The sequence below is a fragment of the Micromonospora sp. NPDC126480 genome, from assembly GCF_040302465.1.
In the GTDB taxonomy this organism is placed as follows: domain Bacteria; phylum Actinomycetota; class Actinomycetes; order Mycobacteriales; family Micromonosporaceae; genus Micromonospora.
The window spans coordinates 29,458-56,215 of the sequence record NZ_JBEORU010000030.1 but is presented as its reverse complement, the minus strand read 5'-3'; the positions used below and the strand labels follow the sequence as shown (position 1 = coordinate 56,215).

Annotated in this window: 26 protein-coding genes; 14 read left to right on the top strand and 12 right to left on the bottom strand. The window is 73.1% G+C overall.

All coding sequences use genetic code 11. The features are described from left to right. Positions 1–37: 37 nt before the first annotated feature. A complete protein-coding gene (dnaE, locus tag ABTW87_RS24180; RefSeq protein WP_350653241.1) occupies positions 38–3,571 on the bottom strand; it encodes a DNA polymerase III subunit alpha in 3,534 nt (1,177 codons plus the stop codon). Positions 3,572–3,796: 225 nt separating this feature from the next. On the opposite strand from dnaE, the gene ABTW87_RS24175 reads away from it, so the two are divergent. Both ABTW87_RS24175 and ABTW87_RS24170 read left to right on the top strand, forming a co-directional pair. Next, entirely contained in the window at positions 3,797–4,336 is a 540-nt protein-coding gene (locus ABTW87_RS24175; RefSeq protein ID WP_350653240.1) for an RNA polymerase sigma factor, read from the top strand. Next, the gene (locus ABTW87_RS24170) at positions 4,329–4,943 is read left to right on the top strand and encodes a hypothetical protein (RefSeq protein ID WP_350653239.1); all 615 of its coding nucleotides are present in this window, start codon (positions 4,329–4,331) and stop codon (positions 4,941–4,943) included. The genes ABTW87_RS24175 and ABTW87_RS24170 overlap by 8 nt, the downstream gene beginning before the upstream one ends. On the opposite strand, the gene ABTW87_RS24165 is transcribed toward ABTW87_RS24170, so the two are convergent. Next, entirely contained in the window at positions 4,940–6,361 is a 1,422-nt protein-coding gene (locus tag ABTW87_RS24165; protein WP_350653238.1) for a serine/threonine-protein kinase, read from the bottom strand. The genes ABTW87_RS24170 and ABTW87_RS24165 overlap by 4 nt on opposite strands. A gap of 153 nt (positions 6,362–6,514) precedes the next feature. On the opposite strand from ABTW87_RS24165, the gene ABTW87_RS24160 reads away from it, so the two are divergent. The 9 genes from ABTW87_RS24160 (at position 6,515) to ABTW87_RS24120 (ending at position 15,249) form a co-directional block, all read left to right on the top strand. Then, complete coding sequence (locus tag ABTW87_RS24160) at positions 6,515–7,105, top strand: hypothetical protein (RefSeq protein ID WP_350653237.1); 591 nt, start codon at positions 6,515–6,517, stop codon at positions 7,103–7,105. Positions 7,106–7,230: 125 nt separating this feature from the next. Then, on the top strand, positions 7,231–7,572 hold the full coding sequence (locus tag ABTW87_RS24155) for a PadR family transcriptional regulator (protein WP_350653236.1): 342 nt from the start codon (positions 7,231–7,233) through the stop codon (positions 7,570–7,572). Beyond that, positions 7,569–8,519, top strand: coding sequence for a permease prefix domain 1-containing protein (locus tag ABTW87_RS24150; protein ID WP_350653235.1), 951 nt, complete (start codon positions 7,569–7,571; stop codon positions 8,517–8,519). The genes ABTW87_RS24155 and ABTW87_RS24150 overlap by 4 nt, the downstream gene beginning before the upstream one ends. 138 nt (positions 8,520–8,657) lie before the next feature. Continuing rightward, positions 8,658–9,254, top strand: a complete 597-nt coding sequence (locus ABTW87_RS24145; RefSeq protein WP_350653234.1) for a LemA family protein — start codon at positions 8,658–8,660, stop codon at positions 9,252–9,254. Positions 9,255–9,256: 2 nt separating this feature from the next. Further along, positions 9,257–11,245: a M48 family metallopeptidase gene (locus tag ABTW87_RS24140; RefSeq protein ID WP_350653233.1), complete on the top strand. Its 1,989-nt coding sequence runs from the start codon at positions 9,257–9,259 to the stop codon at positions 11,243–11,245. Further along, on the top strand, positions 11,242–12,528 hold the full coding sequence (locus ABTW87_RS24135) for a sensor histidine kinase (protein ID WP_350653232.1): 1,287 nt from the start codon (positions 11,242–11,244) through the stop codon (positions 12,526–12,528). The genes ABTW87_RS24140 and ABTW87_RS24135 overlap by 4 nt, the downstream gene beginning before the upstream one ends. Next, positions 12,525–13,217 carry a response regulator gene (locus tag ABTW87_RS24130; RefSeq protein ID WP_350653231.1) on the top strand — a complete coding sequence of 231 codons (693 nt, stop codon included), beginning with the start codon at positions 12,525–12,527 and terminating at the stop codon, positions 13,215–13,217. The genes ABTW87_RS24135 and ABTW87_RS24130 overlap by 4 nt, the downstream gene beginning before the upstream one ends. An 80-nt stretch (positions 13,218–13,297) precedes the next feature. Continuing rightward, positions 13,298–14,191 carry an ABC transporter ATP-binding protein gene (locus ABTW87_RS24125; protein WP_350653230.1) on the top strand — a complete coding sequence of 298 codons (894 nt, stop codon included), beginning with the start codon at positions 13,298–13,300 and terminating at the stop codon, positions 14,189–14,191. Continuing rightward, positions 14,188–15,249, top strand: coding sequence for an ABC transporter permease (locus ABTW87_RS24120; RefSeq protein WP_350653229.1), 1,062 nt, complete (start codon positions 14,188–14,190; stop codon positions 15,247–15,249). Before ABTW87_RS24125 ends, ABTW87_RS24120 begins: the two co-directional genes overlap by 4 nt. A gap of 97 nt (positions 15,250–15,346) precedes the next feature. On the opposite strand, the gene ABTW87_RS24115 is transcribed toward ABTW87_RS24120, so the two are convergent. Beyond that, the gene (locus ABTW87_RS24115) at positions 15,347–15,562 is read right to left on the bottom strand and encodes a hypothetical protein (RefSeq protein ID WP_350653228.1); all 216 of its coding nucleotides are present in this window, start codon (positions 15,560–15,562) and stop codon (positions 15,347–15,349) included. 87 nt (positions 15,563–15,649) lie between these two features. On the opposite strand from ABTW87_RS24115, the gene ABTW87_RS24110 reads away from it, so the two are divergent. Beyond that, a complete protein-coding gene (locus ABTW87_RS24110; protein ID WP_350653227.1) occupies positions 15,650–16,204 on the top strand; it encodes a hypothetical protein in 555 nt (184 codons plus the stop codon). 54 nt (positions 16,205–16,258) lie between these two features. Here the strand turns inward: ABTW87_RS24110 and ABTW87_RS24105 are convergent, their stop codons facing one another. From ABTW87_RS24105 to ABTW87_RS24095, 3 genes are all read right to left on the bottom strand, one after another. Continuing rightward, positions 16,259–17,008: a YebC/PmpR family DNA-binding transcriptional regulator gene (locus tag ABTW87_RS24105; protein ID WP_350653226.1), complete on the bottom strand. Its 750-nt coding sequence runs from the start codon at positions 17,006–17,008 to the stop codon at positions 16,259–16,261. A 228-nt stretch (positions 17,009–17,236) separates the two neighbouring features. Further along, positions 17,237–17,533: a hypothetical protein gene (locus tag ABTW87_RS24100; RefSeq protein WP_350653225.1), complete on the bottom strand. Its 297-nt coding sequence runs from the start codon at positions 17,531–17,533 to the stop codon at positions 17,237–17,239. A 4-nt stretch (positions 17,534–17,537) separates the two neighbouring features. Continuing rightward, positions 17,538–18,194 (bottom strand): NADPH-dependent FMN reductase, encoded by a 657-nt coding sequence (locus tag ABTW87_RS24095; RefSeq protein WP_350653224.1) that lies wholly within the window; start codon positions 18,192–18,194, stop codon positions 17,538–17,540. Positions 18,195–18,297: 103 nt separating this feature from the next. Here ABTW87_RS24095 and ABTW87_RS24090 point away from each other — a divergent pair, with 103 nt between their 5' ends. Next, positions 18,298–19,149: a helix-turn-helix transcriptional regulator gene (locus ABTW87_RS24090; protein ID WP_350653275.1), complete on the top strand. Its 852-nt coding sequence runs from the start codon at positions 18,298–18,300 to the stop codon at positions 19,147–19,149. Between the two features lie 123 nt (positions 19,150–19,272). Here ABTW87_RS24090 and pdxT read toward each other — a convergent pair whose 3' ends face one another. The 6 genes from pdxT to pgsA form a co-directional block, all read right to left on the bottom strand. After that, on the bottom strand, positions 19,273–19,878 hold the full coding sequence (pdxT, locus tag ABTW87_RS24085; protein WP_350653223.1) for a pyridoxal 5'-phosphate synthase glutaminase subunit PdxT: 606 nt from the start codon (positions 19,876–19,878) through the stop codon (positions 19,273–19,275). Between the two features lie 75 nt (positions 19,879–19,953). Further along, a complete protein-coding gene (pdxS, locus tag ABTW87_RS24080) occupies positions 19,954–20,871 on the bottom strand; it encodes a pyridoxal 5'-phosphate synthase lyase subunit PdxS (RefSeq protein WP_350653222.1) in 918 nt (305 codons plus the stop codon). A 126-nt stretch (positions 20,872–20,997) separates the two neighbouring features. After that, positions 20,998–21,492: a hypothetical protein gene (locus ABTW87_RS24075; protein WP_350653221.1), complete on the bottom strand. Its 495-nt coding sequence runs from the start codon at positions 21,490–21,492 to the stop codon at positions 20,998–21,000. Positions 21,493–21,578: 86 nt separating this feature from the next. Continuing rightward, the gene (locus ABTW87_RS24070) at positions 21,579–22,739 is read right to left on the bottom strand and encodes a glycosyltransferase family 4 protein (protein WP_350653220.1); all 1,161 of its coding nucleotides are present in this window, start codon (positions 22,737–22,739) and stop codon (positions 21,579–21,581) included. Between the two features lie 16 nt (positions 22,740–22,755). Further along, positions 22,756–23,688: a phosphatidylinositol mannoside acyltransferase gene (locus ABTW87_RS24065; RefSeq protein ID WP_350653219.1), complete on the bottom strand. Its 933-nt coding sequence runs from the start codon at positions 23,686–23,688 to the stop codon at positions 22,756–22,758. Positions 23,689–23,710: 22 nt separating this feature from the next. Further along, on the bottom strand, positions 23,711–24,346 hold the full coding sequence (gene pgsA / locus ABTW87_RS24060) for a phosphatidylinositol phosphate synthase (protein ID WP_350653218.1): 636 nt from the start codon (positions 24,344–24,346) through the stop codon (positions 23,711–23,713). Positions 24,347–24,597: 251 nt separating this feature from the next. On the opposite strand from pgsA, the gene ABTW87_RS24055 reads away from it, so the two are divergent. After that, on the top strand, positions 24,598–26,751 hold the full coding sequence (locus ABTW87_RS24055; RefSeq protein WP_350653217.1) for an elongation factor G-like protein EF-G2: 2,154 nt from the start codon (positions 24,598–24,600) through the stop codon (positions 26,749–26,751). The last annotated feature ends 7 nt before the right edge of the window (positions 26,752–26,758 follow it).

Sequence of the window (26,758 nt, the reverse complement as noted above, 5' to 3'; positions counted from 1 at the left end):
CGGGACGGCCAATCCCGGGCTCGCGGCCCACGCCGGGTCAGCTCACGTTCGCCGGACCGAGGACACTCTTCAGGTCGGCCATCAGGGCGGTGGTGGGCGCCACCCGGAACGGGCCGAGCCGCAGCCGGGTCACCTTGCTGCCGTTGAGCAGCTTGACGTGCACCTCCGCGTCGCCGGGGTGCAGCACCAGCGTCTCCTTCAGCCGCTCCACGAGCGGCGGGGTGCAGCGGGTGACCGGAATGGTGAGCGTTACCGGCTTGTTGGCCGCGCTGCTGCTGATGTCCGGCATCGACATGTCCATCGCCATGATCCGCGGGGTGTCGTCGCGGCGGTCCACCCGCCCCTTGACCACCACGATCGCGTCCTCGGCGATGTACTGCCCGATCACCTCGTACGTGTTGGGGAAGAACAGCGTCTCCACGCCGCCGGCCAGGTCCTCGAGAGTGGCCGACGCCCAGGCCCGGCCCTGCTTGGTGACCCGGCGCTGCACACCGGAGAGGATGCCGGCCAGGGTGACCACGGCGCCGTCGGGCACGGCGCCGTCCTCGGCGAGCGCCGCGATCGTGGTGTCCGCCGCCGCGTTCAGGATGTGCTCCAGCCCGAACAGCGGGTGGTCGGAGACGTACAGGCCGAGCATCTCGCGTTCGAAGGCGAGCTTGTCGCGCTTGTCCCACTCCCCCTCGGCGATCACCGGCATCACGGTGGTGCTCGCCCCCGTGTCGGTGTCACCGAACCCGGCGCCGAACAGGTCGTACTGCCCGACGGCCTCCTTGCGCTTGACGTCGGCGAACGCGTCGATCGCGTCGGCGTGCACCGCGAGCAGGCCCTTGCGCGGGTGGCCGAGCGAGTCGAACGCGCCCGCCTTGATCAGCGATTCGATCGTCTTCTTGTTGCAGACCACCGCGTCCACCTTGGACAGGAAGTCGTAGAAGTCGTGGTACGCGCCCTTCTCCTCGCGGCACCGCATGATCGAGCTGACCACGTTCGCCCCGACGTTGCGGATCGCGGCGAGACCGAAACGGATGTCCCTGCCGACCGGGGTGAACGGACCGGCCGAGGTGTTCACGTCCGGCGGCAGCACCTGGATGCCCATCCGGCGGCACTCCGAGAGGTAGAGCGCCATCTTGTCCTTGTCGTCGCCCACCGACGTGAGCAGCGCGGCCATGTACTCGGCCGGGTAGTTCGCCTTGAGGTAGCCGGTCCAGTACGACACCAGGCCGTACCCGGCGGTGTGCGCCTTGTTGAACGCGTAGTCGGCGAACGGGACCAGGATGTCCCACAGCGTCTTGATGGCCTCGTCGGAGTAGCCGTTGGCGCGCATGCCGTCGCGGAACGGCACGAACTCCTTGTCGAGGACCTCCTTCTTCTTCTTGCCCATCGCCCGGCGCAGCAGGTCGGCCTGACCGAGCGAGTACCCGGCCAGCTTCTGCGCGGCGCGCTGCACCTGCTCCTGGTAGACGATCAGGCCGTAGGTGGGGCCGAGGATCTCCTCGAGCGGCTCGGCCAGCTCCGGGTGGATCGGTGTGATCTCCTGGAGCCCGTTCTTGCGCAGCGCGTAGTTGGTGTGCGAGTTGGCGCCCATCGGGCCCGGCCGGTAGAGCGCCAGGACCGCGGAGATGTCCTCGAAGTTGTCCGGCTTCATCAGCCGCAGCAGCGAGCGCATCGGCCCGCCGTCCAGCTGGAACACGCCGAGAGTGTCGCCACGGGCCAGCAGCTCGTACGTCGGCTTGTCGTCCAGCGGCAGCTTGAGCAGGTCGACCATGCGCCCGTGGTTGCTCTCGATGTTCTTCAGGGCGTCGTCGATGATGGTCAGGTTGCGCAGGCCGAGGAAGTCCATCTTCAGCAGCCCGAGCGACTCGCAGGTCGGGTAGTCGAACTGCGTGATGATCGCCCCGTCGGCGTCCCGGCGCATCAGTGGGATGTGCTCGATGATCGGCTCGGCGGACATGATGACGCCCGCCGCGTGCACGCCGGTCTGCCGGATCAGCCCCTCGATGCCGCGCGCGGTGTCGATCACCTTCTTGACGTCCGGGTCCGACTCGTAGAGGCCCCGGATCTCGCCCGCCTCCGCGTAGCGGGGGTGCTTCGGGTCGAAGATTCCGGTCAGCGGGATGTCCTTGCCCATCACCGCCGGCGGCATCGCCTTGGTGATGCGGTCGCCGACCGCGTACGGATAGCCGAGCACCCGGGCCGAGTCCTTGATCGCGGCCTTCGCCTTGATCGTGCCGAAGGTCGCGATCTGCGCGACCTTGTCCTCGCCCCACTTCTCGGTGACGTACTTGATGACCTCACCGCGCCGCCGCTCGTCGAAGTCGATGTCGACGTCCGGCATGGACACCCGCTCCGGGTTGAGGAACCGCTCGAAGATCAGACCGTGCGGCAACGGGTCCAGGTCGGTGATGCCCAGGGCGTACGCGACCAACGAGCCGGCCGCCGAGCCACGGCCCGGACCGACCGCGATGCCCTGGCTCTTCGCCCACTGGATGAAGTCGGCGACCACGAGGAAGTACGACGGGAAACCCATCTGGATGATGACGCCGAGCTCGTACTCGGCCTGCGTGACGTGGGTGTCCGGGATCCCGTCCGGGAAGCGGCGGGCCAGCCCCTTGAACGTCTCCTTGCGGAACCAGGACTCCTCGGTCTCCCCCTCCGGCACCGGGAAACGCGGCATCAGGTTGTGGAACTCGAACATGCCGGTCGGGTCGACCTTCTCGGCGACCAGCAGCGTGTTGCGGCAGCCCTCCAACCACAGGTCGGAGGAGTCGACGCCGCGCATCTCCTCGGCGGACTTGATGTAGTAGCCGCTGCCATCGAATTTGAACCGGTTGGGGTCGGCGACGTTCGCCGCGGTCTGCACGCAGAGCAGCACGTCGTGCGCCTCGGACTGCGCCTCGTGCGTGTAGTGCGAGTCGTTGGTGACCACCGGCGGGATGTCCAGCTTGCGGGAGATCTCCATCAACTCCTGGCGGACCCGGCGCTCGATGCTGATGCCGTGGTCCATGATCTCCAGGAAGTAGTTCTCCTTGCCGAAGATGTCCTGGTACTTGGCGGCGGCCTTCAGCGCCTCGTCGTACTGGCCCAGCCGCAGCCGGGTCTGCACCTCGCCGGACGGGCAGCCGGTGGTCGCCATCAACCCCTCGGCGTGCTCGGCGAGCAGTTCCGCGTCCATCCGGGGCCACTTGACGAAGAACCCCTCGGTGTACGACCGGCTGGTGAGCTTGAACAGGTTGTGCAGGCCGACCTTGTCGCGCGCCCAGATGGTCATGTGGGTGTAGCCGCCGCTGCCGGAGACGTCGTCGCTCTTCTGCTCCGGCCGGCCCCACCGCACCCGCTGCTTGTGGAACCGCGACTCCGGGGCCACGTACGCCTCGATGCCCAGGATGGGCTTCACGCCGGCCGCCGTCGCCTGCTTGTAGAAGTCGTTCGCGCCGTGCATGTTGCCGTGGTCGGTCATCGCCACCGCCGGCATCCCCTGGCGGTCGACCTCGGCGAAGAGGTCCTTGAGCCGGGCCGCCCCGTCGAGCATCGAGTACTCCGTGTGCACGTGCAGATGCGCGAACGAATCGCCCATGCGTGGGCCCCCCGGGTCGGCTACGTCGTGGCGAGAAGGTCGGACGGCTCACCCTATCCCCGCCCGACGACGGTCCTCCAGCGAGCCGCGCGGACGGATCACGGCCGGGTGGCGCGGATCTCCCTGGCGGTTGCGGGAGTCGGCTGGCGGACTGGACCGGCGCGCCGGCCGGTCGCGCACGTAGCCTGGACGGCACGGCACACCGGCGGGAACGGGGACGGCGTCATGCCCCTCGCGGACGGTATCGAGGACCTGGCCACAGCGGCCGCGCGCGGCGACCCGGGCGCGGTCGACGCGCTGCTGGCGGCCGTCCGCCCGGAGGTGCTGCGGCTCTGCGGCCGCCTGCTGCCGAACCGGGAGGACGCCGAGGAGGCGTGCCAGGACACGCTGCTCGCGGTGGCCGGCGGGATCGGCCGGTTCGAGGGCCGGTCGTCGTTCCACACCTGGCTGTACCGGCTCGCCGCCAACCGCTCCCGCTCGACGTACCGGGTGCTGCGCCGCCGGTGGCTGGTGGAGGCGGCCGGCGCGCCGCTACCGGAACCGCCCGATCCCCGACGGACCAGCGTGGTGGCCGGCACCCGGCTGGATCTGCTCGACGCGCTCGACTCGGTACGCCCCGACCTCGCCGAGGCGATCACGCTGCGTGACGTCCTCGGCCTGAGCTACCGCGAGATCGCCGCGGCGCTCGGTCTGCCCGAGGGCACCGTCAAGTCCCGCCTGCACGAGGCCCGCCAGCAGGTGCGGCAGCGGTTGTCCGATGGCTGACGGTCCGCTCCCGCCGGGACGGCCGGCCGGAACCGCCGGCCGCGCGGGGCGCCGCATCACCGCCGGCCGCGCCCTGCCGGGTCGCCGTCTGCTGGCTCTGGTGCTCGCACCGGCCCTGGTCGCCCCGCTCACGGCGTGCGGCGACGGCGGCCCGGTCGCCCCGCTGCCGGTCCGGGCACCGGTCCCGACCACCCCGGCCGTGCCGGCCCCGGTCACCACCCCGCCACCGTCGACCGCGACCACCCCGGCGACGGTCGCGCCGACGGTGCGCGTGCCGGCGGCGGCGCCGACCTCGCCGCGACCGACCCGCGGCACTCCGTCGCCGTCGCCGAGCCGGCCGCCGGACGCATGCCTCGGCCCGGTGCGGTACGACGTGGTGCTCGCCGAGACCGAGCTGGCGCTGCTGCGGTCGCTCTGCTTCGCCACCGGCGGGGTGCTGCGCCTCATCGGCATCGGGCCCGGCGAGGTCAGCGTGGACCGGGAGGACCTCGTGTCGGGCAGCTACGAGGCCGGAGTGGTGGACATCCGGTTCGTCCGGGCCGGCACGGTGGTGGTGACGATCCCGCAGAACGGCACGGACCACCGGGTCACCGTTGTGGTGGTCTAGGCGGGCGGGCCCGTCCGCACCCCGGCGAGCAGGGCGTCCACGAACGCGGCGTGGCCCCCGGCGGGCGGCACGACCTGCGCGTAGAGCAGCCCGACCGGGGCGAGCCCGGCCGCCTCGACGATCACCGGTCGTCCGGCCGGGCAGGCGTACGCCGCCACGATCCAGTCCACACCGCCCTGACGGGTACGCCGGACGGGCTCGGCGGCACAGTCGGCGTGCGGACGCTCGGCGAGGAAACCCGCCGGGCCGGTCCGCCGGGCGGTGCTGGCGGAGAGGCCGACGAACGCGCCCGGCACGGTGGGATCGACGGCCCACCGGTCGGGGTCCGGCGAGACGACAAGCGCCGGTTCGAGGTCACCGTCTGCGTCGTACTGTCCCGCCCAGCCGGTACCCGTGGCCCCCCAGCCGGGCGGCAACGCGACGGTGAGCGGCCCGCTGCCGCCGCGGCGCTCGCGTGGCGTACCGGCGTCACCGGCGGTCACCGCCAGCGGGGCGAACGCGAGCAGGCCGGCCAGCGCCAACCGCAGCCGGCGGGCGGTCCGCGCCCCGGCGGCCGTCGACCGGGGCGCGCTGGCCGGGGAGGCCGTGGCGGCGCGCCGGAGGGCGGCACCGAAGGCGGCCGCGTCCGGATAGCGGTCGTCCGGCCGGCGGGCGGTGGCCCGGCGCAGCACCGCCGGCACCCCCGCCGGAACGCCCACCCGCAACCGCGGGCCGCCCCCGGCCCGGCCGGAGCCCCCGGTGGCCGGTCCGGGCAGCTCCGGGCCTCGCGTCGGGCGCCCGGCCGTCGCCTCGCCGGGGTCGGCCAGCAGGCGTACGCCGAGCCGGCCCAGGCCGTACACGTCCGCGCGGGTGTCCACGACGCCCACCGGGTCGTCCTGCTCGGGGGCCATGTAGCCGGGCGTCCCCGCCCGAGCGGTGAGCCCGGACGCGGCGGCGAGGGCCTTGGCCAGTCCCAGGTCGGCGATGAGCACGCGTTCGCCGTCCGGACCGGAGGTGAACAGGACGTTGCCGGGCGTCAGGTCCCGGTGCACCACGCCGTGCCGGTGCAGGACCGCCACACCGTCGGCGATCTCCGCGAGCAGCGTCACGGCGGCGGGGACCGGCAGCGGGCCCCGGGCCAGCCGGTCCCGGAGGCTCCCGCCGTCCGCCCAGGCCAGCACGGCGTACGGCCGACCGTCGGGCAACTCCCCCACGCCGTGCACCCGCACCAGCCGCGGGTGGTCGAGCCGCCGCAGCAGCCGGGCCTCGTCCAGGAATCGTTCCCGGACCCGCAGGTCGTGGCTCCAGTTCTCGGCCAGCACCTTGATCGCGACCCGGGAGTCCAGGACGGCGTCGTGACCGAGCCAGACGGTCGCGAAGGAACCCGTGCCGAGCAGCCGCTCGATCCGGTACGCGCCGATCCGACCCGGAGTGCCCACGGCGTCACCCCCACCGTCGACGGTAGACGCAGGGACCGGCCGGCGGGATCCCCGTCGACGCGGCCGGCGACCGGTCGGGAACCCGACGAACCGATGTCGCCGCGGCGGAGACCAACAGGACAAGGAGACCCGACCACCGACAGGAGCACCGCCATGAACCGTCTTCCGTCCATTTTCCTCGCCGGCCTACTGGCGCTGGCCCCCGTCCTGCCGGCGTTGCACGCCGCCCCGGCCTCCGCCCGGCCGTTCGCCACCGCCGCGGCCGACACGGTCACCGCCGGCGCCGCCGTCGGCTCCGACGGCGTCGAGATCCTCAGCGTCCGGGGCGCCGGACCGTTCCGCGTCGGGGCGCGCCTGTCCCGGCTGTCCGCCGCCGGTCTCATCGACTGGGTGGTCGAGCCGTGCGACGGCGTGGTCCACGCCGGCGTCACCGGGGAGTGGGCGGGGGCGATCCTGCTGGTGTTCCGGCACGGCCGGCTGGTCGAGGTGGGCACCGCCACCGTGCCGCCGCGCTCGCCGGCCGGCGCGTCCGTCGGGATGTCCTTCGAGGAGCTGGAGGTCATCTACGGCCGGCGCGGGTCGATGATCCGCAACGACGTCGGGGACGCGTCGGCGTACCTCGTCCGGTTCGGCGACCGGGTGGAGCTCTACACCGGCCACCCGATCCGGTCTGGTGTCGGCTACTACGCCGCCGGCCGGGCCGACCACGTCGAACGGGCCTTCCGGCAGGGCGGCGCCTGCTGATTCACCGGCTGGCGGGGCGCCCGGTGCTCCGGGCGCCCCGCGAGCATGCTCAGACACAGGTGTGCCGTGGCGCACAACAACACGGCGATGGACAATAGTGTGTGGCGCACAGTATCGTGTGACACATGGCCAGCGAAGAGATCCTCCGGACCCACCTGCAGGAGCTGCGCCGGGGCACGGTCGTGGTGGCGAGCCTCATCGCGCTGCGCCGCCCCGACTACGGCTACGCGCTGCTGCAACGCCTGACCGAGCACGGCTTCCCCGTCGACGCCAACACCCTCTACCCGCTGCTGCGCCGCCTCGAGGACCAGGGGCTGCTGACCAGCGAGTGGAACACCGAGGAGAGCCGGCCGCGCAAGTTCTACCGGACCAGCCCCGACGGCGAGGCCGTGCTCGACCGGCTCCTCGCCGACCTCGCCGCCGTCCGGACCTCCATGACCGCCCTGCTCGAAGGAGCCGACCGATGACCACCCTGACCGACCGCTACGTCGCCGCGACCCTGCGCTCGGTGCCCGCCGCCCGCCGCGCGGAGATCGCCACCGAGCTGCGCGCCTCGATCGAGGACATGATCGACGGCCGGTCCGCCGCCGGGGAGGACGCCGCCACCGCCGAGCGGGCGGTCCTCACCGAGCTGGGCGACCCGGCGCAGCTCGCCGCCCGCTACGCCGACCGCCGCCTGCAGCTCATCGGCCCCACCTACTACCTGGCCTGGGAGCGCCTGCTGAAGCTGCTGCTCAGCTTCGTGCCGGCCACCGTGGGCGTCATCGTCGGCCTGCTGGCGGCGACCGACGGCGAGAACGTCGGCGGCGCCGTCGGCGAAGGGATCTCCACCGCCCTCACGGTGGCCGTCCAGATCGCGTTCTGGGTCACGCTTGTCTTCGCGGTGCTGGAGCGGACCAACACCCCGCTCGACCTGCCCGCCTGGAACGTCGACCAGTTGCCGGAGGGCCCGGTCGACCGGCAGATCACGCTGACCGACACCGCCGCCGCGATCGGCTTCCTGGCCCTCTTCATCGCCTACCTGCCGCTGCAGCACTTCCGGTCGTTCGTCCCCGCCGACGGCGAGGGGAACCTGCCGATCCTCGACCCGGCGCTGTGGAGCTTCTGGCTGCCCTCCCTGATCGCCGTGCTGGTCGCCACCGTCGGCCTGGAGATCGCCAAGTACCGGGCCGGCCGGTGGACCTGGCCGCTGGTCGCGGTGAACGGGCTGCTCAACCTGGCGTTCGCGGTGCCGGTGATCTGGCTGATGTCGACCGACCGGCTGCTCAACCCCGACCTCGTGGCCCGCTTCGACTGGCTCGGCGAGGGCCGCAACCTGGACACGGTCGCCGCCGTCGTGGTGGTCAGCACCATCCTGATCGTGCTCTGGGACACCGTCGACAGCGTCGTCAAGGCGTACCGCGCCCGCCGCTGACCCGGCGCCGCGCCGGCCCGGCACCGCACCGGTGCCGGGCCGGCCGCACGCCGCACCGTCGGGCCGAAGCGGGCAGGACCGGCACCGGCGACCGTACGATGATCAGCAGACAGGCCGACGCGACCCGAGGGAGCGGCCGTGGAACTGATCATCGGACTGGTGTGTCTCGCCCTGATCGTCGTGGCGGTGGGCGGCTACGGCGTCTCCGTCTACAACGGGTTGGTGCGCGCCCGCAACGCCTACCGCAACGCGTTCGCCCAGATCGACGTGCAGCTGATTCGCCGTCACGACCTGATTCCGAATCTGGTCGAGGTGGCCAAGGGATACCTCAAGCACGAGCGGGAGACCCTGGAGGCGGTGACCGCTGCCCGGACCGCCGCCGTGAACGCGCAGGCCGCCGCCGCGGCGACGCCCGGCGACCCGACCGCCATGCGGCAGCTCAGCGGCGCGGAGAACACGCTCACCGCCACCCTCGGCCGGCTGTTCGCGCTCTCCGAGGCGTACCCGGACCTGAAGGCCAACCAGAACATGATGCAGCTGTCGGAGGAGCTGACGTCGACGGAGAACCGGGTGGCCTTCGCCCGGCAGGCGTACAACGACGCGGTGATGGCGTACAACAACAAGCGCGAGGTCTTCCCCTCCAGCGTGGTGGCGGGGATGTTCTCGTTCGGGCCGGCCGAGCTGTTCCAGCCCGACGACCCCCAGCAACGCCAGGCCCCACAGGTCTCCTTCTGACGATGAACTTCTTCGAGCGCCAGCGCCAGGTACGGCGCCTGTCGGTCCGGCTGGTGCTGCTTTTCGTCCTCGCCGTGGTCGGCATCGTGGCGGTGGTCGACGTGGCCGCCGTGCTGGCGTTCAACGCCACCGCCGGGCGCACCGGGGACCTCATCGGGCTGGTCGCCGTGGTCACCCTCGGCACCGTCGCCGCGATCGGGCTGGCCGCCCTGGTCCGGACGCTGGCGCTGCGCGGCGGGGGCGGCAAGGTGGCCCGCGAACTGGGTGGCGTGCCGGTGCCGTCGGACACCACCGACCCGGAGCTGCGCCGGCTGCGCAACGTGGTGGAGGAGATGGCGCTGGCCTCCGGGGTGCCGGTGCCGGAGGTGTACGTCCTGCCGGACGAGGACGCCATCAACGCCTTCGCCGCCGGCTGGAGCCCGTCCGACGCCGCCGTGGCCGTCACCCGGGGAGCGCTGCGCCGGCTCAACCGCGATGAGCTCCAGGGCGTGATCGCGCACGAGTTCAGCCACGTCGTCAACGGCGACATGCGGCTCAACATCCGGCTCATGGGCCTGCTGTTCGGCATCCTGTTCCTGGCCGTGATCGGCCGTGGCCTGCTGCGCGCCGGTGTCCTCAGCGGCGGCCGCAACCGGGGCGGCGGCGGTGGCGGTGGCGGGGCGAACCCGCTGCCGCTGGTCGGGATCGCCATGCTGGCCGCCGGCTACGTCGGCGTGCTCGCCGGGCGGCTCATCCAGGCCTCGGTGTCCCGGCAGCGGGAGTACCTGGCCGACGCCTCGGCGGTGCAGTACACCCGGCAGACCCGGGGCATCGCCGGCGCGCTCAAGAAGATCGGCGGGCTGACCGAGGGCTCCGAGCTGAAGGCACCCAAGCGCGACGAGGTCGGGCACATGCTCTTCGGCGAGGCCGTACGGGCGTCCTGGTTCGCCACCCATCCCCCGCTGGTCGACCGGATCCGCGCGCTGGAACCCTCGTTCGACCCGGGCGAGCTGCGCCGGCTGTCCCAGCGCTGGGCAGCGGAGCCGCCGTCGGGCCGGCAGGAGGACGCCGCCCTCGGTCTGGTCGGACGCGCGGCAGCCGAGGCACCCCCGCCGACCGGGCCCGCCCAGGACGGTGGGTCGCCGGCGCCGCTACCGGTGGCGGGCACCCGGATCCGGGTCGCGCCGGACGAGGTGCTGGGCCGGGTGGCCGCGCCGACCGGGACCGACTACACCCACGCCGCGGCCCTCCTCGACCGGATCCCGGACCCGCTGCTCGATCGCGCCCGCGGCCGGGACACGGCCGTACCGCTGCTGTTCGGCCTGCTGCTCAGCGGCGAACCGCCGGTGCGGCGACAGCAGCACGCCGCCGTCGCCCAACGACACGGCCCGGACCTGGCCGACGCGGCCCTGCGCGAGGCCGAGGCGCTGGCCGCGCTGCACCCGATGCTGCGGCTGCCGCTGGCCGAGCTGGCCTTCCCCGCCCTGCGCGACCGCCCACCCGCGGAGCTGGAATCGCTGCTGGCGGCCGTGTTCACGCTGATCCACGCCGACGACGCGATCGACGTGTGGGAGTACTGCCTGTCCCGCCTGCTCCTGGCCGAGCTGGAGGAGTCGCTGCGGCCGGACTCCCGCTGGCGCACCGACCGGCGCCGGCTCACCGACGCCCGCTCGGCGGCCGCCTACCTGCTGTCCGTCCTCGCCCAGGTGGGGCACTCCGATCGGAGCGCCGCCGAACGGGCCTTCCAGTCCGGCGTCGACGCGCTGCGGCCCGGCGCCACCCTGCCGTACGCGCCGCCGGAGAACGGCGTGCTGGCCCTGGAGACCGCCTGGCCGGTGCTCGACGGACTGCGGCCGGAGGACAAGCAGCGGCTGGTGGCGGCCACGGTCGCGGTGATCAGCCACGACGGGACGATGACGGTGCCGGAGATCGAACTGCTCCGCACGATCTGCGGGCTGCTGCACTGCCCGCTGCCACCGCTGGTCGGCGGGATGACATCCTCAGCAGGATGACCAGCGAGATCCTCGCCGAGTGGCGGCGGCCGGGGCCCACCCCGGAGCAGCAGCGCTTCGACGTCTACGCCGGGCTGGCCGCCACGGTGCTCGCGCTGTTCAGCCTCACCCTGGCCCGCAGCACCGGGGCGTTCCTGCTCGGGCCGCCACCGTCCGGGCCGGAGCAGGTCTTCTGGACCATCGCGGTGGTCCTGCCGCTGATCTGGCGGCGGCGCTTCCCCGCCACCGTCACGGTGGTCATCTCGGCGGCGTTCATCGCGGCGCAGGCGCGCTCCGCCCCGGAGACGCAGCTGTCCGGGTGGGCGCTGTTCGCGGCCCTCTACACCCTCGGCGCCTGGGGCCGCGACCGCAGGCTGTCCCGCCGGCTGCGGATCGGCGTCATCGCCACCATGTTCGTCTGGCTCGGGGTCTACTACGCCACGACCATCGGCAGCATCCCGCCGGACGCCTTCGCCCGGGCGGTCGGGCCGGTGCCCCCGGTGCTCGCCGCGATGGTCAGCGGGGTGCTCGTCAACGGCCTGTACTTCGGGTTCGCGTACTTCTTCGGGGAGATCGCCTGGCTGGCCGCCAGCCGGCAGCACGACCTCCGGACGCAGGCCGAGCAGCTACGCCGGTCCCAGGCCGAGGTACGCGAGCACGCGGTGATCGGCGAACGGGTACGCATCGCCCGGGAACTGCACGACGTCGTCGCCCACCACGTGTCGGTGATGGGCGTGCAGGCGGCCGCCGCCCGGCGCGTCTTCGACAAGGACCCGGCCAAGGCGCGCACGGCGCTGAGCGCGATCGAGGAGACCGCCCGCACGGCGGTCGACGAGCTGCGCCGGATGCTCGGCGTGCTGCGTGCCGGCGACGCCGACCCCGGCGGCCCGGGCCCGGCCGGCCCCGCCGGCGTCGACCAGATCGCCGCCCTGGTCGACCGGGCCCGCGAGGCCGGCCTGCGGGCCACCCTCGGGGTGTACGGGGATCCGGCGCCCCTGCCCGAGTCGCTGTCCCAGGCGGCGTACCGGGTGGCGCAGGAGGCCGTGACGAACGTACTCAAGCACGCCACCGGAGCGACCGTGCTCGACGTACGGATCCGCTACCTGGCACACGACGTGGAGGTCGACGTGACCGACGACGGACGGGCCGCCGGCCCGGTGAACACCGGCGGGATGGGACTGATCGGCATGCGCGAGCGGGTCGCCACCCACGGCGGCTCGCTGGAGGTGGGCCCGCGGACCGGCGGCGGCTGGCGGGTCCGCGCCCGCTTCCCGCTGCCCTTGACCGCGGAGCGCCCGGCGTGAGCGCCGACGCCGCGGCGGGCGCGCCGATCCGGGTGCTGCTCGCCGACGACCAGCACCTGGTCCGCACCGGCTTCCGGGTCATCCTCGAGGTGGAGGACGACATCGAGGTGGTCGGTGAGGCCGCCGACGGCGAGCGGGCGGTCGGCATGACCCGGGCGCTGCGCCCCGACGTGGTGCTGATGGACGTGGAGATGCCGGGCGTCGACGGGCTGGAGGCGACCCGGCGGATCGCCGCCGACCAGGGCGGGCCGGCGGTGCTGATCCTCACCACCTTCGACCGGGACGACTACCTGTTCGCCGCGCTGCGCGCCGGAGCCAGCGGCTTCCTGCTGAAGAACGGCACCCCGGAGGCGCTGGTCGAGGCGATCCGCGTGCTGGCCCGGGGCGACGCGCTGCTCGCCCCGGAACTCACCCGGCGGGTGATCGCCACCTTCACCCGCCCCGGCGGCGCGACCACCGGCGGCGGGTCCCCCGAGGCGACGCTGCGCGAACTCACCCCCCGGGAGCGGGAGGTGCTGGCCCTGGTGGCGCGGGGAGCCAGCAACGCCGAGATCGCCGCCGACCTGCACCTCGGCGAGGCGACGGTGAAGACGCACGTCAGCCGGGTGCTGGCCAAACTCGGCCTGCGCGACCGGGTGCAGGCGGTGGTCTTCGCGTACGAGCACGGGGTGGTACGGCCCGGGGGGTGATCACCTCCGCCCGCAGGAGGACCCCTCCGTTCCACCGCCGGACGGACGTCGACCGCCCGGCGCGGATCTAGCGTGATCTTGTGACCGATCTACTCAGACTCGACGGTGTCGACCGCAGTTTCGGTGATCGACGGGTGCTCCAGAACGTGTCCTTCGACGTGCCGGCCGGGCGGATGACCGGGTTCGTGGGCGGCAACGGCGCGGGCAAGACCACCACGATGCGGATCATCCTCGGTGTGCTCGCCGCCGACGCCGGCCAGGTGAGCTGGCAGGGCAGGCCGCTGACCCGCGGGGTCCGCCGGCGGTTCGGGTACATGCCGGAGGAGCGCGGCCTCTACCCGAAGATGACCGTCCGGGAGCAGGTCGCGTACCTGGGCCAGCTGCACGCGATGACCGCGGCGGCGGCCCGGCGCGCCACCGATGCGCTGCTGGAGCGGGTCGGGCTCGCCGAACGCGGGAACGACCAACTGGAGACGCTGTCGCTGGGCAACCAGCAGCGCGCCCAGATCGCCGCCGCGCTGGTGCACGACCCCGAGGTGCTGGTGCTCGACGAGCCGTTCTCCGGCCTCGACCCGCTGGCCGTCGACACGGTGGTGGCCGTGCTGCGCGAGCGGGCCGCCGCCGGCGTACCGGTGCTCTTCTCCAGCCACCAGCTCGACGTCGTCGAGCGGCTCTGCGACGACCTGGTGATCATCTCCGACGGCGTGATCCGGGCCGCCGGCAGCCGCGAGCAGCTACGTGCGACGTACACCTCGCCCCGCTACGAGCTGACGGTGGAGACGGATGCCGGCTGGCTGCGTGACCAGCCCGGGGTGACCATGGTCGACCTGGACGGCGCCCGCGCCGTGTTCGACCTGGCGCCCGGCGCGGACGAACAGCCGGTGCTGCACGCGGCGCTGGCCCGCGGCCCGGTCCGCGCGTTCCGTCCGGTCACCCCCTCCCTCACCGAGATCTTCCGAGAGGTCGCACAGTGAACACCACGCAGGCCACCCGCCTGGTCGCCGCCCGCGAGATCCGGGTCAAGCTGCGCGACCGTACGTTCCTGTTCGGCACCCTGTTCTTCCTGCTCATCGCCGCGGCGGCGACCGTACTGCCGCCGCTGCTGTCCGGTGGCCCGGCCAGCGTCGCGGTGACCGAGGCGGCGGCCGGGCCGCTGCGCGACGCCGGCCTGGAGGTGCGGACCGTCCCCGACGACCGGGCCGCCGAGCAGGCGGTCCGCGAGGGCGACGTGGACGCCGCCGTGGTCGCCGGGCCGGCGGTGCTGGCCCTGAACGAGGCGCCGGACGACGTGGTGGCGGCGCTGAGCACCCGACCCGAGGTCCGCCTGCTCGACCCGGACGCCGTCGACCCGGTGGTGGCCTTCCTGGTGCCGTTCGCCTTCGCCTTCGTCTTCTTCGTCACCTCGCAGACCTTCGGCGTGCAGATCGCCCAGTCCGTGGTGGAGGAGAAGCAGACCCGGGTGGTGGAGATCCTGGTGGCCGCGGTGCCGGTCCGGGCGCTGCTGGCCGGCAAGCTGGTCGCCGGGACCGTGCTGGCGCTCGGGCAGATCGCGCTGATCGCCCTGGTCGCCGTGGTCGGCATGCGGTTCGCCGACAGCGGCGGGCTGCTCACGCTGCTGGGGCCGGCGATCGGCTGGTTCCTGCCGTTCTTCCTGCTGGGCTTCGTTCTGGTCGCGGCCATGTGGGCGGCGGCCGGTGCGCTGGTCAACCGGCAGGAGGACATCGCCGGGGTGTCCACGCCGGTGCAGCTCGCGGTGATGCTGCCGTTCTTCGCGGTGATCTTCCTCAACGACAACGACACCGCCATGCGGGTGCTGTCCTACCTGCCGTTCTCCGCGCCGACCGCGATGCCGCTGCGGCTGTTCACCGGGGACGCGGCCGGCTGGGAACCGCTTGTCTCGCTGGTCCTGCTGCTGGTCGCCGCGGCCGCGTTCCTGATCGCCGGGGCCCGGATCTACGAGGGCTCGCTGCTGCGTACCAACGGACGCACCTCGATCCGGGCCGCCTGGCGGTCCCGGGAGACGGTCGGCTGAGGACCGCCCGGTCCCGGCGGGGCGTTCACCCGCCGGCCCGGACCACGCCGATCCGGCCCGCCGATCTCGGCCGGCCGAGTCGGCACGTGGCCTACGGTCAGCGGACCGGCCGGGAGCTCGACGACGCTCCCCCACTCCCCCACGCCGCGTACACCGCGCGCAGCAGCACGCCGCCGACCAGCAACAGCGCACCGGTCAGCCGAAGTTCCGCGTCGAGCGCCTTGGTGGCGAGATGCAGCAGCAGGATGCCGGCTCCGACGACGGCGATCAGGGTGCCGGCACGGCCGACCCACGGTACGGGCGTCCTGTCCATCGACGCAGTGTAGCCGTCTGGGCGGCCAGCCGGATCCGGTCGCTGACGTCGAACGACTGGTTGACGGCGTTTCTACGATGAGCGGCGATGTGGCGACAACTGCTGACCAGGCTGACGAACAGATCATGGGCGGGCTGGTGCGGCCTGGTCGCCACCGTTGCCCTGCTCCTCGTCACCACCTGGTGGAACCTGTGGGAGATCCGCCGCACGTGGGACTACGCCGGTGCCGCCTTCGTCACCGCTACGCCTGGCAGCATCGAGATCGTCGCCTGCGATGCCGGCAGTGAGAGCAAGGGCAACTGGACCTGTCATGGACCCTTCACCAGTGACGACGGCACCGTACGGATCGAATCGGTCAGCCTGCGCGTCCCGGTCGGAGAAGGGCCGGGCTCGACCGGGCCAGCCGTGGTCAGCGGCATGGGTGCCGAGCGCGGATGGGTTCCGCACCTGGGGATGACGGTCGGTCGGCTGGGCGTCCACGCCATCGCCGCGTTCGCGGGCTGTCTGTCGTGGATGTTCTTCCGGATCGCGTGGATCAGCGGTAGGCGAAGGCCACGCCCGGCCGGTGGTGTCCGGACGCCACGCCTGCCGCGCAACCAGCATCGAAACCGGCGCCGCCGGAGGAAGGCCAAGCGGCAGTAGCCGGTTCCCCGCCATGAGCATCAACGGGGAACCGACCAGATACCCGGCGGCGACTCAGCCGACGGCAGCCATGATCTCGTCGCTGACGTCGAAGTTCGCGTAGACGTTCTGCACGTCGTCGCAGTCCTCCAGGACGTCGATCAGCTTGAAGACCTTCCGGGCGCCCTCCTCGTCCAGCGGCACGTTGACGCTCGGGACCAGCGAGGACTCCGCCGACTCGTACTCGATGCCGGCGTCCTGCAACGCGGTGCGGACGGCGATCAGGTCGCCCGGCTCGGAGACCACCTCGAACGCCTCGCCGAGGTCGTTGACCTCCTCGGCGCCCGCGTCCAGGACGGCCATCATCACGTCGTCCTCGGTGGTGCCGGTCTTGGGGACGATCACCACGCCCTTGCGGGAGAACAGGTACGACACGGAGCCGGCGTCGGCGAACGAACCGCCGTTGCGGGTCAGCGCGGTGCGCACCTCAGTGGCGGCACGGTTGCGGTTGTCGGTGAGGCACTCGATCAGCAGGGCGACGCCGTTCGGGCCGTACCCCTCGTACATGATCGTCTGGTAGTCGGCGCCACCGGCCTCCAGGCCGGAGCCGCGCTTGACGGCCCGGTCGATGTTGTCGTTGGGGACGGAGTTCTTCTTGGCCTTCTGGATGGCGTCGTAGAGCGTCGGGTTGCCGGCCGGGTCACCGCCACCGGTGCGCGCCGCCACCTCGACGTTCTTGATCAGCTTCGCGAACATCTTGCCGCGCTTGGCGTCGATGACCGCCTTCTTGTGCTTGGTCGTCGCCCACTTTGAGTGGCCGGACATCAGTTACCTCCGTTGCTACCCGCCGTCTGCTTCGACCGCACCGCACTCGCCTCCGCTCCCGCCGGCGCACGCGGAGAGTGCCGGTCAGCTCTGGTGGAAGCCGTGGCGGGCAGATGGCCCTGCCGAATCTCGGCAATCCTACCGGTGACCGGTGAGCGAGCGTCAGCGCCGCACGGCACCGGCCCGTCCCGAGCGGCCTGAACAGGCACAACGGGACGGGCCGGGCACTCATTCCCCAAAGCCGTACGATCCGACCTCGGTGAATCCGGAGGTGCTCCGTTCCAGACAGCGGTCCTCGAGCCCGGCGCGGTACCGGCGGAACGACTCGAGCCGCGGCAACGGGCCGGGCAGCTCCGGCGCCAGGGCGATGTCGACGAAGCTGCACCCGTCGTCCAGTTGCAGCGTCACGAAGCGCAGCCCCGCCGGCCGGGACCGGGCCAGCTCCGCGTAGACGGCCCGCAGGAGGGCCAGGTGCGTGGTGACCTGATCGGGACGGACCCGGTACTGGATCACGATCGTCTCCACCGCGTCACCCCACCGGCTCGGGACGGCGGTCGGCGGCCACCTCGGCGGTCCGCAGCGCGGTCGCCCAGGTCACGATCTCGGTCAGCATCGTCGTCAGCGCCTGCTCCCGCTCGTCACCCGGGGCGAGCCGGGCCTGGTGGGTGGGGTCGCCCGGCGGGGCGGCGGAGAAGTCGAAGTCGGTGAACAGCCCCAGTGACACCCGCGTGGGGACGACGGTCACCCGCACCTCGCCGAGAACGGACTGCAGGTGGTCGCCGGCCCGGGTGCCCCCCTGCACGCCGTACGTCAGCAACCCGGCGACCTTGTCGTTCCACTCGGCGTACAGGTAGTCGACGGCATTCTTGAGCACCGCCGGGATCGACCGGTTGTAGTCGGGGGTGACGAACAGGAAGGCGTCGTACGCGTCGACGACGGCCGCCCACCGCCGGGTGTGCGGATTGCGATAGTCGCCGAACAGGGCCGGCACCGGCTCGTCGAGCAGGGGCAGGTGCTGCTCGGCCAGGTCCACCAGCTCGACGGCGCCCGCGCCGTCGCGAACGGCCGGATGCCGGGACGCGACCTGGGTCGCCCAGCCGGCGACGGCGGTGCTGCGCCGGCCCGGTCGGGTGCTGCCCACGATCACGCCGATCCGGACCGGCCCGGAGGTCTGTGTGTTCTGCATGGTCTGAGCCTCGCGCCGGACCGGGTGGGTGGGGAGGCCGTCGTGAGGGTGGCCCCGGCAGGGACACCCTTCGTCGGATGTCCGGTGTCAGACTGGGCCGGTGATGGACGGAGAGCTCGGCGCGTTCCTGCGCAGCCGGCGGGAGGCGCTCCCGCCCGAGCGGGTGGGGCTGCCGGCGGGGCCCCGACGCCGGACACCGGGGCTGCGCCGGGCCGAGCTGGCCACGCTGGCCCAGGTGAGCGTCGAATACCTGACCCGGCTGGAGCAGGGCCGCGACATTCGACCCTCGCCGGAGATCCTCGCCGCCCTCGCCGACGCGCTGCGGTTGGACGACGCCGACCGCGAACACCTCCGCCAGCTCGCGGCCGCCCACCACAGCAGGCAGCTCTGCCCGCGCGGGAGGACCGCGCTCACGCGTACGGTTCGGCCGTCCGTCCGCGCGCTGCTCGACGCCCTCCGCGACGCGCCGGCGCACGTGGCCAACCGGCTCGGCGACGTCCTGGCGTGGAACGACACCTTCGACCGGGTCGCCCGACCGCTGGGTCTGCTCGACGGCTCCCGCCCCAACCTGACCTGGTACGTCTTCACCGACGAACGGGCCCGGGCGGCGTTCGCCGACTGGGCCGGGACGGCCGACCGCCAGGTCGCCGAGCTGCACCGGTTGCGCCAGGGCGACCCGGCGACCGACGAGTTCGCCGACCGGCTGGTCCGGACCGTGGGCGCGCCGTTCGCCGACCGGTGGCGGCGGCGTCCGGTGCCGGCGGCGCACCATGGGGTACGCGAGCTGCGCCACCCACACGTCGGGCCGCTACGGCTGGCTTACGAGACCCTGACGGTCGGCGACACGGGCGACCAGTGGTTGATCACCCACTTGCCGGCGGACCCGGCCACGGCCGCCCGGCTGGACAGGCTCCTGGGCCGCGTACCCGGCCGCCTGCGCGCCGTCGCAGGCTGAGCCCCCGCCCACCCGCCCGGTCGATCACCCACTCGGGTCGATCAAGAGGTTTGCGGGGCGGGAGAAGCTTGCCGGCACCGCAAACCTCTTGATCAACAAGCGCCGGCGCGCGGGTCGGGCGGGTCAGCGCGCGGTGCGGACGAGGTTCACGAAGTACGCGTGCAGGCGCCGGTCGCCGGTCAGCTCGGGGTGGAACGAGGTGGCCAGCAGGTTGCCCTGCCGGACCGCGACGATCCGACCGGCCGCCGGGCCCTCGGTCACCGTGCCCAGCACCTCCACCCCGGCACCGACCCGCTCGACCCACGGCGCGCGGATGAAGACCGCGTGGAACGGGCCGCCGTCCACGCCGGTCACGTCCACCGGCGCCTCGAACGAGTCGACCTGCCGGCCGAACGCGTTGCGCCGGACGGTCATGTCGATGCCGGCGAAGCCGCGCTGGTCGGGCCGGCCGTCGAGGACCTCACCGGCCAGCATGATCATGCCGGCGCACGAGCCGTAGACGGGCATGCCGCCGGCGATGCGCTTGTCGATCGGCTCGCGCAGCTCGAAGATGTCGACAAGCTTGCTGATCGTGGTCGACTCCCCGCCGGGCACGACCAGACCGTCGACCGCGTCCAGTTCCTCGCGGCGGCGTACCGGCCGGACGTCCGCGCCGGCCGCGGCCAGCGCCGCGGTGTGCTCGCGGACGTCGCCCTGAAGGGCGAGTACGCCGATCACCAGTGCGGTCACGTTCGCTCCTTCCGGAGTGTTAAGAAGGGGCCCCTGCTCTACCGGAGGCGTTAACAAGGGGCCCTTCCTTTCACCTCACCAGCCGCGCTCGGCCAGGCGGTGCGGCTGCGGGATCTCGTCGACGTTGATGCCGACCATGGCCTCGCCGAGGCCGCGGGACACCTTGGCCAGCACGTCCGGGTCGTCGTGGAACGTGGTCGCCTTGACGATCGCGGCGGCCCGCTGCGCCGGGTTGCCGGACTTGAAGATGCCCGAGCCGACGAACACGCCCTCGGCGCCGAGCTGCATCATCATCGCGGCGTCGGCCGGGGTCGCGATCCCACCGGCGGTGAACAGCACCACCGGGAGCTTGCCGGTCTCGGCGACCTCCTTGACCAGCTCGTACGGGGCCTGCAGCTCCTTCGCGGCCACGTACAGCTCGTCGGCCGGCAGCGACTGCAGCCGGCGGATCTCGGTGCGGATCCGGCGCATGTGGGTGGTGGCGTTGGAGACGTCACCGGTGCCGGCCTCGCCCTTCGACCGGATCATGGCAGCGCCCTCGTTGATCCGGCGCAGCGCCTCGCCGAGGTTGGTGGCGCCGCAGACGAAGGGGACGGTGAAGGCCCACTTGTCGATGTGGTTCTCGTAGTCCGCGGGGGTCAACACCTCGGACTCGTCGACGTAGTCCACGCCGAGGGACTGCAGGATCCGCGCCTCGACGAAGTGGCCGATCCGGGCCTTGGCCATGACCGGGATGGAGACCGCGTTGATGATCCCGTCGATCATGTCCGGGTCGCTCATCCGGGACACACCGCCCTGGGCGCGGATGTCGGCGGGCACCCGTTCCAGCGCCATCACGGCGACGGCGCCGGCGTCCTCGGCGATCTTGGCCTGCTCGGCGGTGACCACGTCCATGATCACGCCACCCTTGAGCATCTCGGCCATGCCCCGCTTGACGCGGGCGGTGCCGGTGACGGGGGTGGCCGCGGTGTTCCGGGAGGTGGTTTCGGGCACGGTTCATCGCTCCTAGAGACGTGCTCGGGGGGTGGCTGCGGAAATGCTACGACGGGCTCAACGCGGCTCCGACAGCCAATCAGACCCACGGTGGCCTGCTCTGTGGCCCACGTCACCGGGGGGCGGTCAGCCGGCCGGCACGTCGGCGGGGGCGCTCAACGTCGGGTCGTCGATGTCGAAGTAGCGCGGCCAGGGGCGGCGCCGCCCCATCCGCAACACGCGTACCAGCGGTCGACCCCGCGCCGTCCGGGCATCCCGCACCAGGTCGGTGTGCACCTGCCGGGCCAGGGCCAGTCGCCGGCTCGCGGCGACGACCGCCTCAGCGTCCGGATCGCCCGGATCGAGCTGCACCGAGCGCAGCTGCCGGGTGAGGTCGTTCTCGGCGGCCTCACGCTCGTCCGGGCGGGCGTCAAGCGCGATCCGCGCCGCCGCGTACAGCTCGACGCCGTAGCGGCGCTCGGCCAGCACCGCGGCGGCCGCCGCGCGGCGCAGCAGGTGGGCGTCGAGCGCGCGGGCCGCCAGCTCCGCCCGGGCCTGCAGGCGCTCGACCCGGCCGGCGGTCCACACCAGGTACGCCGCCAGCAGCGCGACGACAAGCGTCGCGCCCACCACCCACCACATGCCCGGCATCGTAGTGCTGCTCCGTTCCGTCTCCGCCGGCCCCGGCCGGGCCGGCCGCCGGGCCGTCCCGCACCACCGGCCGCCGGTCAGCCCAGGCCCGCCCACTCCTGGTCGATGACCCGACCGTCGGTGGCCTCGATCGCGGCTGCGTATACCTCCAGAACCCGGCGGGCAACCACGGGCCAGTCGAAATTCGCCACCACCTGGTCGCCGCAGGCGGTCAACCCGGCCCGGGCGTCCGCGTCGTCGAGCAGCTCGACGAGCGCGTCCCGCAGCGCCACGGGGTCGCCGGTGCGGAACAGCCGGCCCGCCCGGCCGCCGTCGAGCACCCGCCGGAACGCGTCGAGGTCGCTGGCGACGACGGTGGCCCCGGCGGCGAGCGCCTCGGTGAGGATCATGCCGAACGACTCGCCGCCGGTGTTCGGCGCCACGTAGAGGTGGACGCTGCGCAGCATGCGCGCCTTGTCCGCCTCGGAGACCAGCCCGAGGAAGGTGACCCGATCCCGCAGTTCGGTCGGGAACCGGTCGAACAGGTCGTCCGGGTCACCCGGGCCGGCGACCAGCAGCCGCAGCCCGGGCCGCTCGGGCGCGAGCCGCACGAACGCGTCGCGCAGCACCGGGAAGCCCTTGCGCGCCTCGGTGAACCGGCCGAGGAAACCGATCGACCCGCCCCGGCCCGGTTCGCACTCCCCGGGCCAGCCCGGCAGCGGCTCGACGCCGGTGAACTTCGCGACGGCCACCCCGTTCGGGATCTCCACCGCCCCGCCGTCCATGTGCTCGACCTGCACCTTGCGGGCCAGTGCGCTGACCGCGATCCGGGCGGTGATGCGTTCCAGCACGATCTGGAGCACGCCCTGCGCGGCGGCGAGCACCCGCGAGCGGGTCATCGCCGTGTGGAAGGTGGCCACCACCGGCCCGCGGGCGGAGAGCACGGCGAGCATCGACAGGCTCAGCGTCAGCGGCTCGTGCACGTGCAGCACGTCGAACTCGCCGCGGGTGATCCACCGGCGAACCCGGGCCGTCGAGACCGGGCCGAAGGCGATCCGGGCCACCGAGCCGTTGTACGGCAGGGGGACCGCCCGGCCGGCCGGCACCACGTACGGCGGCAGCGGCGAGTCCTCGTCGGCGGGGGCCAGGACGCTCACCTCGTGCCTCAGCCCGATCAACGCCTCGGCCAGGTCCATCACGTGGTTCTGCACGCCGCCCGGCACGTCGAAGGAGTACGGGCACACGATGCCGATCCGCACGTTGGCGCCCTTTCCCTCAGACCTGTCCGGTGGCCGGCGAGGGCTGCGCCGCGCCGTTCGGTGTGGCCTGCTGGTCCAGCCACATCCGCTGCAACATGTGCCAGTCTTCCGGATGCCGGGCGATGCCCGCCGCCAGACCGTCGGCGATCCGCTGCGCCAGTGTCCGGACCCGCTGGTCCAGCGGGCCCTCCTCAGGCCCCGGCACGGCCAGTGGTCCCTCGATCGTGGCGCACGCGGCGTCCGGCTCGTACCACATCGAGGCGACGTACAGGGGTGCGCCGGTACGGAGCGCCAGCAGCGCGGGGCCGGGGGGCATCCGGGTGCGGGAACCGAAGAAGTCCACCTCGACGCCGCGCGCCGAGAGATCCCGGTCGGCGAGCAACGGGACGACGAAGCCGGCGCGGACCCGGTCGGCCAGGACGTCGAAGGCCGGCCGCTCCCCGCCCTGGGTGGGCAGGATCTCCATGCCCAGGTTCCGCCGGAAGGCGAGGAAGCGCTGGTAGACGCCCTCGGGCTTGAGCCGCTCGGCGACCGTGGCGATCGGCCAGCCCATCGCCGCGACCCAGGCGCCCGCCGCGTCCCAGTTGCCGGCGTGCGGCAGGGCCACGACCGCGCCACGGCCGGCCGCCACGTCGGCGGCGAGCACCTCCTCGCGGTCGAGGCGGAACCCGGCAAGGATCTCGGCCCGGCTGAGCGAAGGCAGGCGGAACGCCTCCAGCCAGTACCGGGCGTACGAACGCAGGCCGGCCCGGACCAGCGCGTCCAGCTCGGGCTCGGGCACGTCGGGGCCGACCACGCGGCGCAGGTTGGCGCGGAGTCGGGCCGTACCCCCGCCGCCCCGGCGGTGTGCGCGGTCCGCGCCCGCCCGGAAGGCCGCCGCCGCGACGGGCCGGGGCAGCGCGCGGACGGCGCGCCACCCGGCGAGGTAGGCCAGCTCGGTGAGGGTCACCGCCGCCGGCCCCCCGCCGGCCTCACCCCTGCCCGCCCGGGGCGGTGGGGACCTGCCGGGCCTGCCGGTACACGTGGGCCATGCGCTGACCGACCGTGAAGATCGACACGGCCGCCAGCAGCCAGAGCGCGATCTCCAGGGCCGGATCGACGCCGAGGCCGGTGAGCAGTCCGCCGACGCCGACGATGAGCAGGCGCTCGGTGCGCTCGGCGATGCCCACGTTGCAGGTCATGCCGAGCCCTTCCGCCCGGGCCTTGACGTACGAGACGAGCCCGCCCGCGGCCAGGCAGAGCAGGGCGGCGGCAACGCCCGAGTACTGGTGCTGGGTCGCCAGCCAGTAGGCCACGGCGCCGAAGACGGCGCTGTCGGCCACCCGGTCCATGCTCGAGTCGAGAAACGCCCCGAACCGGGTGGAGCCGCCGCTCATCCGGGCCATCGTCCCGTCGAGCAGGTCGGTGAGTGCGAAGACCGTGACGATCAACGCACCGGCGACGAGGTGGCCGCGGGCGCCGAAGCCGAGCGCACCGACGAGCACCCCGAGGGTGCCCGTCACGGTGACCGCGTTGGGAGTGACGCCCGCGCGGAGCAGGCGGTGCGCGAGCGGCTCGACGACACGGGTCATGCCCGCGCGGGCCGTCACTTGGAAGATCTTCGCCATGGCGGTCCCACGATAACGGTCCCCCGCACGGCCGCGGTACGGGCTCCTCGGGCGACCCGCGGCAGAGGCTTGTGCCGCCCGGGCATCGGGTGTCTGATCGACCGTGGAAAGGTGAGGCAGCTCACCGGTCCGCCCGTCCCGTTCCCGCTTGGCAGCAGACCACCGGAGGATATCGCCGCGCACCCGCGCCGGGCCGCTCCTCATCGCGCGCGGCGGTCGCCACCAACCACCGGCTGAGGGAGGTGCGCCCCATGGCGCAGAAGAATCAGGAGAAGGGGATCACCGGCGGCCTGCCGGTGGTGACCGACCCGGGCAGGGTCCGCAACGTGGTGCTCGTCGGGCACTCCGGTGCGGGCAAGACGACGCTGGTCGAGGCGCTGCTCACGGCGAGCGGCACGATCGGCCGCGCCGGCAGCGTCACCGACGGCACCACCGTCTGTGACCACGATCCGGCCGCCGTACGCCAGCAGCGGTCGGTGAGCCTCGCCTGCGCGCCGCTCCTGCACGACGGGATCAAGGTCAACCTGCTGGACACCCCCGGGTACGCGGACTTCGTCGGCGAGCTGCGCGCCGGCCTGCGGGCCGCCGACGCCGCGCTGTTCGTCGTCTCCTCCGTCGACGGGATGGACGCCGCCACCGCCGCGCTGTGGGAGGAGTGCGCGGCCGTGGACATGCCCCGGGCGGTCGCCGTCTCCCGGCTCGACCACCCCCGCGCGGACTTCGACGAGGCGGTCGCGCTCTGCCAGCGGGTCTTCGGCGACAACGTGCTCCCGCTGTACCTGCCGATGCTCGGTGACGACGGCATCTCCACCGTCGGGCTGCTCGGGCTCATCACACGTCGCGTCTTCGACTACACCGGCGGCCTGCCGGCTGAGGTGCGCGAGCCGGACCCGGAGCACCTGCCGGCGATCGCCGAGTCCCGCAACGAGCTGATCGAGGGCATCATCGCGGAGAGCGAGGACGAGACCCTCATGGACCGGTACCTCGAGGGCGAGGAGATCGGCACCGACATCCTCGTCGAGGACCTGGAGAAGGCGGTCGCCCGCGGCCACTTCTACCCGGTGGTCCCGGTCTGCGCCGAGACCGGGGTGGGGCTCGACGCCCTGCTGGAGGTGCTCACCGCCGGTTTCCCGTCGCCGCTGGAGCACGACCTGCCCGCGGTGACCGGGGTGGACGGCGCGCCCCGCCCGCCGCTCACCTGCGACCCGGACGGGCCGCTGGTCGCCGAGGTCGTGAAGACCACCGTCGACCGGCACGTGGGACGGGTCTCCCTGGTCCGGGTCTTCTCCGGCACGCTGCGCCCGGAGCAGACCGTGCACGTCTCCGGGCACGGCATGGCCGAGCGCGGCCACCCCGACCACGACGCCGACGAGCGGGTCGGCCACCTCTACTCCCCGCTCGGCGCGACACTGCGGGAGGTCAGCGCCTGCGTCGCCGGGGACATCTGCGCGATCACCAAGTCCGGCAGCGCGGAAACCGGCGACACCATCTCCGCGAAGGACGAGCCGCTGCTGATCGCGCCGTGGGAGATGCCGGAGCCGCTGCTGCCGGTGGCGATCGTGGCACGCAGCCGCTCCGACGAGGACGCCCTCGCCCGCAACCTGGCCCGGTTGGTGGCCGGCGACCCCACCCTGCGGCTGGAACGCAACGCCGAGACGCACCAGCTGGTGCTCTGGTGCATGGGCGAGGCGCACGCGGACGTGGTGCTGGAGCGGCTGCGCAGCGGCGGCGTGGAGCTGGACACCGAGCCGGTGCGGGTGGCGCTGCGGGAGACGTTCACCGTCGGGGCCAAGGGGCACGGCCGGCACGTCAAGCAGTCCGGCGGCCACGGCCAGTACGCGGTCTGCGACGTCGAGGTGGAGCCACTGCCGCGCGGGGCCGGCTTCGAGTTCGTCGACCGGGTGGTCGGCGGCGCCGTCCCGCACAACTACATCCCCTCCGTCGAGAAGGGCGTGCGCGCCCAGATGGAGCGCGGCCTGGTGGCCGGCTTCCCGGTGGTGGACCTGCGGGTGACGCTGTTCGACGGCAAGGCGCACAGCGTCGACTCCTCGGACGCGGCGTTCCAGACGGCCGGGGCGCTGGCCCTGAAGGACGCGGCCGAGAAGGGCCAGCCGGCCCTGCTGGAGCCGGTCGACGAGGTGACCGTCCGGGTGCCCGACGCGTCGGTCGGCGCGGTGATGGGTGACCTGTCCGGCCGGCGTGGACGGGTGCTCGGCACCGAGCCGGACACGTCCACCGAGGGCCGTACCCTGGTCCGCGCCGAGGTGCCCGCGACGGAGCTGGTCCGGTACGCGGTGGAGCTGCGCTCGATGACGTCCGGCACCGGCACGTTCCAACGCCGGTTCGTCCGCTACGACCCCATGCCCACCCACCTGGCCGACCAGATCCGCAAGGAACACACCTGACCCTTGC

Bases quoted from the DNA above. Each gene is read 5' to 3' on its own strand.
- ABTW87_RS24170 (WP_350653239.1), top strand. From the start codon at position 4,329: ATGGCTGACGGTCCGCTCCCGCCGGGACGGCCGGCCGGAACCGCCGGC.
- ABTW87_RS24175 (WP_350653240.1), top strand. From the start codon at position 3,797: ATGCCCCTCGCGGACGGTATCGAGGACCTGGCCACAGCGGCCGCGCGC.
- ABTW87_RS24090 (WP_350653275.1), top strand. From the start codon at position 18,298: ATGGACGGAGAGCTCGGCGCGTTCCTGCGCAGCCGGCGGGAGGCGCTC.
- ABTW87_RS24055 (WP_350653217.1), top strand. From the start codon at position 24,598: ATGGCGCAGAAGAATCAGGAGAAGGGGATCACCGGCGGCCTGCCGGTG.
- ABTW87_RS24115 (WP_350653228.1), bottom strand. From the start codon at position 15,562: ATGGACAGGACGCCCGTACCGTGGGTCGGCCGTGCCGGCACCCTGATC.
- ABTW87_RS24150 (WP_350653235.1), top strand. From the start codon at position 7,569: ATGACCACCCTGACCGACCGCTACGTCGCCGCGACCCTGCGCTCGGTG.
- ABTW87_RS24095 (WP_350653224.1), bottom strand. From the start codon at position 18,194: ATGCAGAACACACAGACCTCCGGGCCGGTCCGGATCGGCGTGATCGTG.
- dnaE (WP_350653241.1), bottom strand. From the start codon at position 3,571: ATGGGCGATTCGTTCGCGCATCTGCACGTGCACACGGAGTACTCGATG.
- ABTW87_RS24135 (WP_350653232.1), top strand. From the start codon at position 11,242: ATGACCAGCGAGATCCTCGCCGAGTGGCGGCGGCCGGGGCCCACCCCG.
- ABTW87_RS24155 (WP_350653236.1), top strand. From the start codon at position 7,231: ATGGCCAGCGAAGAGATCCTCCGGACCCACCTGCAGGAGCTGCGCCGG.
- ABTW87_RS24110 (WP_350653227.1), top strand. From the start codon at position 15,650: ATGTGGCGACAACTGCTGACCAGGCTGACGAACAGATCATGGGCGGGC.
- pgsA (WP_350653218.1), bottom strand. From the start codon at position 24,346: ATGGCGAAGATCTTCCAAGTGACGGCCCGCGCGGGCATGACCCGTGTC.
- ABTW87_RS24140 (WP_350653233.1), top strand. From the start codon at position 9,257: ATGAACTTCTTCGAGCGCCAGCGCCAGGTACGGCGCCTGTCGGTCCGG.
- ABTW87_RS24075 (WP_350653221.1), bottom strand. From the start codon at position 21,492: ATGTGGTGGGTGGTGGGCGCGACGCTTGTCGTCGCGCTGCTGGCGGCG.
- ABTW87_RS24105 (WP_350653226.1), bottom strand. From the start codon at position 17,008: ATGTCCGGCCACTCAAAGTGGGCGACGACCAAGCACAAGAAGGCGGTC.
- ABTW87_RS24160 (WP_350653237.1), top strand. From the start codon at position 6,515: ATGAACCGTCTTCCGTCCATTTTCCTCGCCGGCCTACTGGCGCTGGCC.